The sequence below is a fragment of the Nocardioides sp. YIM 152315 genome, from assembly GCF_029210375.1.
Classification (GTDB): Bacteria; Actinomycetota; Actinomycetes; order Propionibacteriales; family Nocardioidaceae; genus Nocardioides.
In genome coordinates this window covers 547,534-559,367 of record NZ_JARGER010000037.1, presented here as the reverse complement: position 1 = coordinate 559,367, position 11,834 = coordinate 547,534, and the positions used below count along the sequence as shown (strand labels likewise).

Here is an 11,834-nt window from a genome sequence, read left to right as displayed (position 1 = left end):
CTCCTCGGCGTACGTGGTCGGCGCGACGCTAGTGCCGCGCACGACGGCCGGATCGCCTGCTCCCGCTGGCCGAAACCGTGGGGTCCGGGGGTGGGAGCGCCGGGTGCCGGAATACCCGGTGCACCGGGTGTTCCGGCGGTTCTGGGGCAATGCAACACCCGAGAACCGCAAGGATTGCCCGAGAACCCCGGGGAGAGGAGGTCGGACCCGGCTCAGCCGAAGACGACCCGGCCGCCGGTGAGGACCTGGCGGTCGCCGACGGTGGCGGTGAAGGCGCGGCCGCCGCCGGGGGCGGCCTCGTGGGTGACGTCGAGGACGTCGCCGGGGAAGACCGGGGCCGCGAAGCGGGCCTCGAGCTCGCGCAGGTCGGCCGGGTGGGCGCCGACGGTGCGGGCGACGCCGAGCGTGACGGCGGCGAGCGAGCAGAGCCCGTGCAGGAAGGGCCGCGGCTGGCCGGCAGCCCGCGCCGCCTCGGGGTCGACGTGCATGTGGTGGCGGTCGCCGAGCAGGCGGTAGAGCGCGGCCTGCGTCGACGCGGTGGGTACGGCGAGCCGCTCCGGCTCGACAGCGGGCGCGGGCGCGGGCTCGGGTCGAGCGGGTCCGCGCTCGCCGCCGAAGCCGCCGCAGCCGGGCGCGAAGATCGACCACGTCGCCAGGAACTGCTCGCTCTCCACCTCGACCTCGAAGATCGCGGCCGATCCCTTGTCCCAGACGTTGCCGACCCGGGCCACCAGGTCGAGCTCGCCGGCGCGCGGCAGCGGCGCGCGGACCTCGAGGCGCTGGCTGCCGTGCACCGCCGTGCCGGTGTCGAAGGCGCCCCGGCTGCCGAGGGCGTCGGGCGCCCACTGCGCCAGCGTGAGCGCGAAGGTCGGCAGCACCCGCAGCCGCTCCTCGAAGACCAGGGAGAGGTCGTCGGCCGGAGCGCCGACGGCCAGCGCGTAGAGGATCGCGTCGCGCTCGTCGTAGGAGACGCGACGCTCGCCGAGCCGCGTGCCCGCCCAGGAGCCCGCGTCGCGGCTCACGAGCGCACCTCGGTCACGGCGAGCAGGTCGCCGAGGTCGGCCAGGGCGGCGCCCGCGCCGCCGAGCGTCGAGGAGAGCTGCTTGCCCCACAGGAAGTAGCGGTGGACCGGGTAGTCGACGTCGACGCCGATCCCGCCGTGCACGTGCTGCACGCGGTGCACGACGTCGAGTCCGGCCTGGCCGCACCACCACTTCGCGACCAGCGCGGAGCGAGGCGCCGCTGGGCTGCCGTCGGCGAGGTCGGAGACGGCCTGCCAGAGCGTCACCTCCATCGCCTCGGCGTCGATCCAGCAGTCCGCGAGCTGGTGCTGGAGCGCCTGGAAGGTGCCCAGCGGCCGGCCGAACTGCTCCCGCGCCGACACGTACGCCGCGGCGATCTCGATCGCCCCGCGCGCGACGCCGAGCTGCACGGCCGCGACCGCGACCGCCGCGGTCGCGAGCACCGGGGCCAACGACTCGGGTCCGCCCACCCGCTCGGCGACCGCGCCGTCGAGCCGGAGCTCGCCGGCCAGGTCGTGGGTGGTGACCGCGGAGGTCTGCCAGGCGACGCCGGGCGCGGCGGGGTCGACCAGGAAGAGCCCGGTCCCGTCCGGGGTCGCGGCGGACACCAGCACCCCGTCGACGCCGGTCGGCGTGGGCACCACCGCCTTGACGCCGTGCAGGGTCCAGCCGGCGCCGTCCGGCCGCGCGGCGCACTCGGGGGCGTCGGGCTCGCCGGCGTACTCCTCCAGCGCCAGCGTCAGGCGCGCCGACCCGTCAGCGAGCCCGGGCAGCAGCCGGCCGCGCTGGTCGTCGCTGCCGTGCTCGGCCACGGCCGCGGCCGCGACGCCCGCCGACCACAGCGGCACCGGTGCCACCCGGCGGCCCTGCTCGACGAGCACGACGACGAGCCCGGCGAGGCCGAGCCCGGCGCCGTCGTGCTTCTCGGGGAGGCCGATGCCGAGCAGCCCGGCGCGGGCCAGGTCGGTCCAGAGCCGCGCGTCGGTGCGCGTGCCGCTGCGCTCGACCTCCCGGGCCCGGTCGGGCGTGGCCCGGTCGGTGAGGATCTCGCGGGCGAGGTCGCGGACGGCGGTCAGGTCCTCGTCGAGGTGGAAGTCCATGTCTCTCCTGTCAGCTCGGGTCCGGTCAGGCCCGGCGCGCGCGGGGGAGCCCCAGCTCGAGGGTGGCGACCATGTCGCGGAGGACGTCGTTGACGCCACCGCCGAAGGTGTTGACGATCCCCTGCCGGGAGAGCTGCTCGACCTGTCCGCCGAGCACGGCGGCGGTCGACCCGGGCCGGATCCGGCCTGCGGCGCCGAGCACCTGGGTGAGCGTGCGCTGGACGTCGACGTGGGTCTCGGTGCCGTAGGTCTTCACGGCGCCCGCCGTGCCGCCACCGAGGGTGTCCTCGGCCACCGCCTGGGTCATCTTCCAGTTGAGCAGCCGCATCGCCTCGAGCTTCGCGTGCGTGCGCGCCATCTCCTGGCGCACCCACGGTCGCTCGATCACGCCGGTCTCCTTCGCCCAGTCGAGCACCTGCTCCCAGAGCTGGATCATCCGGCCGCCGAGCGCGGCCAGCCCGATGCGCTCGTGGTTGAGCTGGGCCGTGATCAGCTGCCAACCACGGTCGACCTCGCCGACGACGCTCGCGGCCGGCACCCGGATGCCGCTGTAGTACGTCGCGGTGACGGTCATCCCGCCGACCGCCTCGATGGGGCTCCAACTGAAGCCCGGGTCGTCGCAGGGGACGACGAGGATGGAGATGCCGCGGTGCTTCGGCGCCTCCGGGTCGGTGCGCACGGCCAGCCACACGTAGTCGGCGGTGTTGCCGCCGGTGGTGAAGATCTTCTGCCCGTCGACGACGAACTCGTCGCCGTCGCGGACCGCGCGGGTCGTCAGCGAGGCGAGGTCGGTGCCGGCCTCGGGCTCGGTGTAGCCGATCGCGAACACGATGTCGCCGGACAGGATGCCCGGCAGGTAGGCGCGCTTCTGCTCGTCGGTGCCGTAGCGCATCAGCGTCGGTCCGACGGTGTTCACGGTGACGAACGGGAACGGCAGGCCGGCACGCTGCACCTCGTCGAAGAAGACGTACTGCTCCTCGACCGAGCGACCCTGGCCGCCGTACTCGGTGGGCCAGCCGACGCCGAGCCAGCCGTCGCGACCGAGCATCGACACCACCTCGCGGAAGCGCGGTCCGCCGGCGCCCGCCTCTCCCACCTCGCGGCGCTCCTCGGCCGACATCAGGCCGGCGAAGTAGGCACGCAGCTCGCGGCGCAGCTCCAGCTGCGCCGGGGTCTCACGCAGGTCCATCGGTCTCCTCGCTCTCGAACCAGTCCCACTCCCACGGCACGACCGGCAGCAGCGGCGTGCGGAGCAGGGGCTCCACCCCGGGCGCCGCCGGCGCGCCCATCGCCTCGACGACCTCCAGCGGGTCGCTCTCGCAGTAGTGCAGCGTGATGCGCAGTCGACCGTGGGGCGGCGCGTCCCGGTCCCGCCCGCCGGTGAAGGTCCACGCCCCGGCCACACCCGGCGCCAGCTCGGGCGGCGGCGCGGGTACGCCGGGGTCGACGACCCGCCCCACGTCGATCACCACGCCGCGGTGCGGCCGGAAGGGCAGCGCGCCGACGCTGACCAGCGCCTCCGGCGCGACCACGCCCGTCTCCGGACGGAAGAAGTCGGTGAATCGGCGCACCGTCCAGTCGAGTTCCGGCCGCCGACCCTCCTGCCGCGTCGACTCCCCCAGCGCCCGCCACTCCTCGACGTGCGCGTCGGCCGAGCCGCCCGGCGCGGGGGCGAACCAGTACATGGCGACGTACTGCGTCGCGTCGAGCGTCGGGTCGGCCGGACCGACCGACGCGGCCCGGCAGGCGGGCGTGCGCACCCAGCGCTCGCCGTGCACCACGCCGGGCAACGCGCGGTTCTCGGGCAGGTGATCGAGCTGGTGCCAGGCGTTGTAGTCGCGGTGCCGCTCCGGGTCGACGACCTCGGGGAAGGAGAAGAAGGCCAGGGGGGCGGCCGCGACACCGATGGGCACGATCGGCACGCTGTCACGCGGCGACGGCGGGCGCCGCGCGGGCTCCCGACTATCGGGAGTCGAGCTCGCCCGCGCGCAGCCGGGCCAGCAACGTCTGCACGACGTCGTCCCCGTCGCGGCTGCAGCTGGGGCCGGGCGCCTCGCGCTCACGGCGTACGGCGCTGTCGTCGTGGGTCCACTCGCGTACGGCGAACCGCTCGACGATGCCCCAGGTCCCGGCCCGACGCTCGAGGTGATCGACGTAGCGGAAGCCGCTGGTGAAGTTGCGGCGCGGGTCGTCGGCCGGAGGGCCCCAGTGGACGGCCGTGCCGTAGGTCTCGGCGACCGCCCGGTCGCCCACGACCTCCGCGAGGTGATTGCCGACCAGGTGCATCGTGCCGTCGAAGCGCCGGAGGGCGGGGCCGACCCAGGCGACGAACTCGTCCACGGTCCCGTCGAATCCGGTGTGGTGGTCGATCCCGTCGGGGTGGTAGGCCGACCGCACCAGGTCGAGGTCCAGCCGGTCGATGCCGCGGCAGTAGCGCAGCACCACCTCGCGGATCGCCTGCTTGTCCAGCAGCTCGTGCACCGGTCCGTCCATCTCAGGCACCGTCCTCTCCGCACGCAGGTGGGTCGGCGAGCCACTCGGTCGCGCGGATCGTGCGGCCGAGGTGCGTGTCGGGCTCGGGGCAGCCCACGAGGTGGACCACCGCACGCGCGGCGGCGTCGAGCGGGGTGGTGGCGAAGCCGCGGTCCGCGATCGCGCCGGTGCCGCCACGGGCGGCGGCGGCCTCGGTGACGACGAAGCCGGGATCGAGGTTGTAGGCCCGCACCCCGCGCGAGCGGAACTCCGCGTTGACCGCACCGGCGACCCGGCCGAACGCCGCCTTCGCCGACGAGTAGGCCAGACCCCAGCCGCCCTCTCCGGGCGGAGCCGGCGGTTCGTTGACCACCGACCCGGAGACCAGGTCGACCACGACGCCGCCGCCGGCGTCCACCATCGCCGGCAACAGCCGCTGGAGCAGCACGACCTGGCTGACGTGGTTGGCCTCGAGGCTCTCGCGCAGGGTCGCGGGGTCGAGCTCGAGGAACCGGGCGTGCGGCAGGTGCGCGATCGCGTTGTTGACCACCACGTCGACGCGTCCCCACTCCGCGAGGACGGCATCGGCCGCGGCCCGGACGCTGTCGAGGTCGAGCAGGTCCATCGGCAGCGGCAGCGAGCGCACCCCGTGGTCGCGCACCGCGGCGTCGGTCGTCGCCAGGCTGCCCGGCACCGCGATCCGTCGGTCGCCCTCGCGCTGCGTGCGCGGCGGGACCGACCCCTCCCCCTCGACGCGGGTGCGCCCGGTGAAGGCCACGTCGAGCCCGGCGGCGGCCAGGCCCAGCGCGACCTCGCGACCGATGCCGCGGCTGGCGCCGGTCACCAGCGCGACGGGGCGTCCGGTGCTCGTGCGGTCGCCCATGCCGCTGTTCATGCCGGGAACTCCGAGCCGACGGCGGCGACGGGAGCCGCCGGGACCGCCGCCCGCGCGCGCCGGGTCGCGGCCCGCGCCAGCAGCCCGCAGGCGAGTGCGGCGACCAGCGAGATCGCCACGCCCCACGCCGCGCCCATCCGATAGCCCAGCTCCGTCGGGTGGCCGTCGTCGTCGGCGAAGCCCTGGAGCGCCGCCAGCGACAGCGCGCTGCCGAGCGAGAAGCCGAGGAACCGCATCACCAGGTTGAAGCTCATCGCACTCCCTGTCTCCGCGGCCGGCACGAAGCGCAACATCAGCCACGGGATCGAGTTGAAGGTGAGCCCGCTCCCCAGGCCGGAGACGACCATCAGCACGAGCACCATGCCGAGGGACGCGGGGGCCAGCAGGAAGACCAGGTTCGCCACGGCGTACACCAGGCAGCCGAACGGGAGCAGCAGGTCGGCGCCGATCGCGGGCCCGAAGCGCAGCGCGAGCTGGTTGCCGACCACGCTGGCCACGGCGTACGGCACCATCATCGAGCCGGCGACGGCGACCGACAGGCCCAGCCCGAAGCCGGCGCCGTCCGGGGTCTGGAGCAGCACCATCACGAGCGCGAACACCATGTACATCGCGCAGCCGGCCACCAGCGCGGCGACGTGGGCGCCGGCGACGCCCGGGTGCGCGGCGAGGGAGAGGTCGACGAGCGGGTACGTCGCGCGGCGCAGCCACCACGCGCAGCAGCCGAGCAATGCGAAGCCGCCGAGCACGGCGGCGACGGTCACGGGCGCGAGGTAGCCCCAGTGGTCGGCCTGGCTGATCGCGAGCAGCAGCAGGAACGTCCCGGCGCCCAGCAGCGCGGCGCCGGGCCAGTCGATCCGGGTGACGACCGGCTCCGCCGACGGCGGCACGGTGAGCAGCGCTACGCCGAGCGCGACGAGGGTGAGGACGAAGCCGAGCCAGAACGCGCCCTTGAGCCCGGCCAGCTCGGCGGTCACGGCCGTGACCGGGAAGCCCAGGCCGGCCGAGACGATGCTCGCCACCGAGATCGCGGCGATCGCGCTGCGCTGCCGCTCGACGGGGAGCGCGTCCCGCGCGACCGCGAACGCGAGCGGCGTCAGCGCGAAGCCGGTGCCCTGCAGGGCCCGCCCGGCGATGAGGGCTCCGATGCCGAGCGGCAGCGCGGCGAGCAGCGTGCCGACGGCGACGACGCCGAGCACGACGAGGATCGTGGGCTTGCGCCGCCGGCCGGCGCCGAGCCGCCCGACGACCGGGGTCGCGACCGCGCTGACCAGCAGCCCCGCCGTCAGCGACCACTGGGCGGTGCGCAGCGGCACGTCCTCCTCCCGGGCGATCTCGGGGATGATCGGCGCGCCCAGGCTGCCGATCACGCCGGTCACCATCGCGACCAGGAGCAGACCGGGGAGCACCAGGCGGTTGCGGGTCGTCGTCACCGGGACGCCGTCCGGCGCGCCGCGAGGCTGCGGAGCTCCCGCCGGGCGAGCTTGCCGTTGCTGGTGACCGGCAGCTCGTCCAGCAGGTGGTAGTCCGACGGCACCTTGTAGGCCGAGAGCCGCTGCCGCGCGAAGTCGTCGAGGGCGCCCAGGTCCACGGTCTCGGCCCGCCGCTGCACGACGAACGCCACCAGCCGCTGGCCGCGGCGCCGGTCGGGCACGCCGGTCACCGCGACCTGCGCCACCCCCGGGTGCGCGGCCAGGACGGTCTCCACGTCCCGCGGGTGCACGTTGAAGCCCGACACGATCACCATGTCGCTGCGCCGGCCGACCACCGTGAGCCGGCCGTCGGCGCCGAGGACGGCGAGATCACCGGTGTCCAGCCATCCGTCCGAGACCAGGCCGGCCTCCGCGTCGTACGGCGGCGCGACGTTGTAGCCGCGCACGAAGAGCCGGCCCGGCTCGCCCGTCAGGGGGTGGCCGAGGTCGTCTCGGACCGCGACGTCAACGCCGCCGAGCGGCGTCATCGCGACCTCCTCGCCGGGCGCCCGCACGTCGACGCTCGCGAGCGCGACGGTGCCGCAGGTCTCGGTCATCCCGTAGCCGACCACGATCTCGCGGATGCCCAGGCCCCGGGTGACGTGCACCAGCTCGCCGATGGCGACGGTCTGACCGCCGGCGATCGCGAGCCGCGCCTTCGCGAGCGCACCGGCGTGCTCGAGGTCGTGGTAGATCGTGGGTGGCCCGGCGAGCACCGTCAGACGCTCGGCGCGCACCACGTCGGGGACGACGGAGCGGTCGTAGGTCGGCAGCACGCGCACCATCGCGCCGGCGATCATCGAGACGAGCAGCAGGCCGTTGAAGCCGAAGGAGTGCGCGAGCGGTACGGCGACGAGCAGCCGGTCGCTGTCGCGGATCTGCATCCGGGCCCCGACCTCGGCGTACATCCGCAGCAGCTGGTCGTGGCGCATCGGCACCGACTTCACCGCGCCGGTGGTGCCGGAGCTGGAGAGCACCAGGGCCGTAGCGCTCGCGGCCAGGTCGGCGGCCACGGGGGCCGCGGGGCCGTGCTCGGGGAGCTCACCGAGGGCGACGCTGGTGACGCCGGCCGCCGGCGGGAGGTCGTCGTCGTGCAGCAGCACGACCGGTCGCAGAGCCTCGAGGACGCTCGCGCGCTCGACCTCCGCGGCGCCGTGCCCGACCGGCACCAGAGCAGCGCCGGCGAGCAGCACTCCGAACGCGGCGGCCACCCACTGCGTCGAGTTGCGGCCCTGGAGCGCCACCCGGTCGCCCGGGCGGACGCCGCGCGACGCCAGCGTCGCGGCCACGGCGCCCGCGCGCTCCGCGAGCTCGGCATAGGTCAGCGTCCCTCGGCCGTCGGCGACGGCGGGGTGGGCCGCGTGGGTCCGGGCTCGCCGGAGGCACAGCTCCGCCAGGGTCCGGACCTCGGGCTCCGGTCGCATAGCCCGAGTGAAGCAGCACCAGCCGTCGAGATGACGGGTGGTCCCGCTCAGCTGCACCGGCGGGGCGCCCGTCACCGTCAGCGTGCTCAGGCGGTGGCACCTCCGTCGACCACGAAGTCCGAGCCCGTGCAGTAGCCACCGGCGTCGCTCGCCAGGAAGGCCACGAGACCGGCGACCTCCTCCGACGTGCCGCGACGCGGGATCGGGAGGTGGCTGAGGTCCATCGTGCTCGACGCGATCATCGGGGTGTCGACCGAGCCCGGACAGACGCAGTTGACCCGGATGCCGCGCGGGGCGAGCTCGCGCGCCGCCGATCGGCTCGCGCCCCGCAGCCCCCACTTCGAGGCGGCGTACGGCAGCGCACCCGCGTGGCCGCGCAGACCAGAGATGGAGGCGACGTTGACGATCGATCCGCCCTCGGCCATCGCCGGTGCCGCGGCCTGCATGCCGAGCACCGGGCCGAGCAGGTTGATGTCGAGCAGGGCCCGCAGGTCGTCCTCGGGCCAGGAGACCAGCTCTCCGGTGCGGTAGACGCCGGCGTTGTTGACGAGGACGTCGAGGCGCCCGTGCTCGGCGAGGGTCGCCTCGACCACCCGGTCCCAGTCGTTCCGGGCGGCCACGTCGTGGTGGTGCACGCCGACGCCGGTACCCACCTCCGCGGCCAGCGCGGCGAGCTCGTCGTCGAGCACGTCGGTGGCGACGACCGTGGCCCCGAGCCGGGCGAAGAGCGCCACCTCCACCGCGCCCTGGCCGCGGGCCGCGCCGGTGACGATCGCGACCTTGCCGCTGAGGTCGACCAGCGGCGCGCTCATCGGGGTGTTCACGAGCCCATCACGAACCCGGCGTACCCGAGGTCCTTCGACTCCTCGCAGCGGGCGATGTAGGTGTGGAAGCCGCCGATGTACGGCATGAACACCCGCGCCTTGCCGTCGATGTTCGCGCCGCGGTACCACGAGTCCGCGCGCACGAAGAGCGTGCCGTTGGCCACCTCGTCGACGTGGTCGGTCCAGGCGCGGGCGGCATCGGCGCGCGCCTCGACCGTGGCGTGGCCCTCGGCGCGGCAGTGGTCGACGAGGTCGAGGAGCCAGTCGACCTGCTGCTCGGCCGCGAGCACCATGTTGGCCAGCACCGACGGGCTGCCCGGCCCGGTGATCGTGAACAGGTTGGGGAACCCCGGGACCGCGACACCCAGGAAGGTGATCGGCCCCGAGGCCCACGCCTGCTCCATGGTGCCGCCGCGCGGTCCCTGGATGTCCATGCGTGTCATCGCGCCCGTCATCGCGTCGAAGCCGGTCGCCAGCACCAGCACGTCGAGCTCGTAGGACGAGTCCTCGGTCTTCACGCCCCAGCCGGTGATGGTCTGGATCGGGTCGCGCCGCAGGTTGACCAGCTCGACGTTGTCGCGGTTGAAGGTCTCGAAGTAGTCGCTGTCGGTGCAGATCCGCTTGGTGCCGATCGGGTGGTCGTCGGGCAGCAGGTCGTCGGCCACCTGGGGGTCACGCACGATCGCGCGCACCTTCTCCTCGACGAACTCGCGCGCCAGGTCGTTGATCCGCTCGTCGATCGTCTGGTCGACGAAGGTCTTCGCGAAGAGCACGCCGCCCTCCCGCCAGCGCGCCTCGAACGCCTGGCGGCGCTCCTCCTCGTCGACCTCCCAGATCGGGCGCGGATAGGGCTGGTGCGGCGTGCCCGCGCCGCCGGCGAAGGACAGGGCCCGGCGCTCACGGTACGTGCGCCGTGCCTCCTTCTGCTCCTCCTCGGTCAGCGGCCGGTTGAAGGCCGGCACCGAGTAGTTGGGGGTGCGCTGGAAGACGGTGAGCCGAGCGGCGTCGCGGGCGAGGACCGGGATCGACTGGATGCCCGAGGAGCCGGTGCCGATGACGCCGACCCGCTTGTCGGTCACGTCGTAGCCCTCCTCGGGCCACGCCGCGGTCATCACCACGTCGCCCGCGAAGTCGTCGAGGCCGGGGATGTCGGGCCGGTTGGGCGCCGACAGGCTGCCTGTGGCGCAGAAGAGCCACTGGCACCGGGCGACGGTGCCGGCGTCGGTGCGCACCGTCCACCGGGAGGCGACGTCGTCGAACTCGGCCGCGACGACCCGCTCACCGAACCGGTAGTGCCGGCGCAGGTCGTAGCGGTCGGCCGCGTGCTCGAGGTAGGAGAGGATCTCCGGCTGGGTGGCGTACCGCTCCGACCAGGTCCACTCCTGCTCGAGGTCTGGGTCGAAGGAGTAGCTGTAGTCGATGCTCTCCACGTCGCACCGCGCGCCCGGGTAGCGGTTCCAGTACCAGGTGCCGCCCACCCCGGCTCCGGCCTCGACGCCGAGGGTCCGGTGGCCGCGCTGCACCGCGCGGTGCACGGCGTAGAGACCGGCGAAGCCGGCGCCGATCACGACGACGTCGACGTCCACGACGCCGTCGGCGGCGCCGGGGGCCAGGGGTGGGGTGTTCATGCGCTGCTCCTTTGCGTGCTGCGCCCGAGAAGGGCTGCGATGTCGGACCACAGCAGGTCCCGGGCGGCGGCGGCCGGCCCGAACGGCCCGATCGTGACGAAGCCGTGGAAGAGCTCGGGATAGTGCCGGTGGCGGACGTCGACCCCGGCGGCCCGGAGCGCGTCGACGTACTTGCGGCCCTCGCTGTGCAGCGGGTCCCGTCCGGCGGTGACGACGATCGCCGGCGGGAGCCCGGCGAGGTCGGGCGCGCGCAGTGGCGCCACCTGCTCGGGCGGGTACGGCGCGTCGGCGGGCACGTCGGCCTCGCCGAGGTAGAGCTTCCAGTACCACTCCATCGCCGCGCGGGTGTTGAAGTGGCCGACGCCGTAGTCGCGGTAGCCCTTGGACTCGAAGTCGGGCTCGATCACGGGATAGATCAGCACCTGCCCCGCAACGGTCGGACCGCCCCGGTCGCGCGCCATCAGGCTGGTCACGGCGGCGAGGTTGCCGCCCGCGCTGTCGCCCGCGGTCAGGATCCGGTCGGCATCGACGCCGAGCTCGGCCGCGTGCTCGGCGGTCCACACCAGCGCGGCGTACGCGTCCTCCGCGGCCGCGGGCGCCCGGTGCTCGGGCGCGAGCCGGTAGTCGACCGACACGACGACCGCTCCGGTGTGGCGAGCCACCCGGCGGCAGAACCCGTCATGGCTCTCGATGCTGCACAGCACGAAGCCGCCACCGTGCAGGAACACGATGCCCGGGCGCGGCCCGGGCCGGGCGTCGCGCGGCCGGTAGACGCGGGCCCGGATCGGGCCGCCCGGGCCCGGCACCTCGCGGTCGTCGGCGTCCGCGTCGTCCAGGTTGTCGACGGGTTGCGCCCGGGCGGCGACCAGGGCGCGCGCCTCCGGCCCGCTCATCTCGTGCACCTTCGGGAAGCCGCCGTCGAGGACCGTCAGCATCGCCTGGACCTCGCCGGCCACCGCCGCGTGCGCCTCGTCGCTCATCGCTCCGCCTTTCGTCTGCT

Annotated in this window: 11 protein-coding genes; all 11 read right to left on the bottom strand. The window is 74.6% G+C overall.

What is annotated here, in order from left to right:
• Positions 1–212: 212 nt before the first annotated feature.
• The 11 genes from PZ894_RS14230 to PZ894_RS14180 all read right to left on the bottom strand — a co-directional run bounded on the left by PZ894_RS14230 (position 213) and on the right by PZ894_RS14180 (position 11,814).
• On the bottom strand, positions 213–1,022 hold the full coding sequence (locus PZ894_RS14230) for a MaoC/PaaZ C-terminal domain-containing protein (RefSeq protein WP_275745741.1): 810 nt from the start codon (positions 1,020–1,022) through the stop codon (positions 213–215).
• Entirely contained in the window at positions 1,019–2,122 is a 1,104-nt protein-coding gene (locus tag PZ894_RS14225; RefSeq protein ID WP_275745739.1) for an acyl-CoA dehydrogenase family protein, read from the bottom strand. Before PZ894_RS14225 ends, PZ894_RS14230 begins: the two co-directional genes overlap by 4 nt.
• Before the next feature lie 25 nt (positions 2,123–2,147).
• Entirely contained in the window at positions 2,148–3,311 is a 1,164-nt protein-coding gene (locus tag PZ894_RS14220) for an acyl-CoA dehydrogenase family protein (protein ID WP_275745737.1), read from the bottom strand.
• Complete coding sequence (locus PZ894_RS14215) at positions 3,298–4,035, bottom strand: hypothetical protein (protein ID WP_275745735.1); 738 nt, start codon at positions 4,033–4,035, stop codon at positions 3,298–3,300. The genes PZ894_RS14220 and PZ894_RS14215 overlap by 14 nt, the downstream gene beginning before the upstream one ends.
• Before the next feature lie 49 nt (positions 4,036–4,084).
• Positions 4,085–4,615 (bottom strand): nuclear transport factor 2 family protein, encoded by a 531-nt coding sequence (locus PZ894_RS14210; protein ID WP_275745733.1) that lies wholly within the window; start codon positions 4,613–4,615, stop codon positions 4,085–4,087.
• A 1-nt stretch (position 4,616) separates the two neighbouring features.
• Positions 4,617–5,489: an SDR family oxidoreductase gene (locus PZ894_RS14205; RefSeq protein ID WP_275745731.1), complete on the bottom strand. Its 873-nt coding sequence runs from the start codon at positions 5,487–5,489 to the stop codon at positions 4,617–4,619.
• The gene (locus PZ894_RS14200; protein ID WP_275745729.1) at positions 5,486–6,919 is read right to left on the bottom strand and encodes an MFS transporter; all 1,434 of its coding nucleotides are present in this window, start codon (positions 6,917–6,919) and stop codon (positions 5,486–5,488) included. The genes PZ894_RS14205 and PZ894_RS14200 overlap by 4 nt, the downstream gene beginning before the upstream one ends.
• A complete protein-coding gene (locus tag PZ894_RS14195; RefSeq protein WP_275745728.1) occupies positions 6,916–8,382 on the bottom strand; it encodes an AMP-binding protein in 1,467 nt (488 codons plus the stop codon). The genes PZ894_RS14200 and PZ894_RS14195 overlap by 4 nt, the downstream gene beginning before the upstream one ends.
• Before the next feature lie 86 nt (positions 8,383–8,468).
• Entirely contained in the window at positions 8,469–9,206 is a 738-nt protein-coding gene (locus PZ894_RS14190) for an SDR family oxidoreductase (protein ID WP_275745727.1), read from the bottom strand.
• Positions 9,203–10,834 carry an NAD(P)/FAD-dependent oxidoreductase gene (locus PZ894_RS14185; protein WP_275745726.1) on the bottom strand — a complete coding sequence of 544 codons (1,632 nt, stop codon included), beginning with the start codon at positions 10,832–10,834 and terminating at the stop codon, positions 9,203–9,205. Before PZ894_RS14185 ends, PZ894_RS14190 begins: the two co-directional genes overlap by 4 nt.
• On the bottom strand, positions 10,831–11,814 hold the full coding sequence (locus PZ894_RS14180; RefSeq protein ID WP_275745724.1) for an alpha/beta hydrolase: 984 nt from the start codon (positions 11,812–11,814) through the stop codon (positions 10,831–10,833). The genes PZ894_RS14185 and PZ894_RS14180 overlap by 4 nt, the downstream gene beginning before the upstream one ends.
• Between the last annotated feature and the right edge of the window lie 20 nt (positions 11,815–11,834).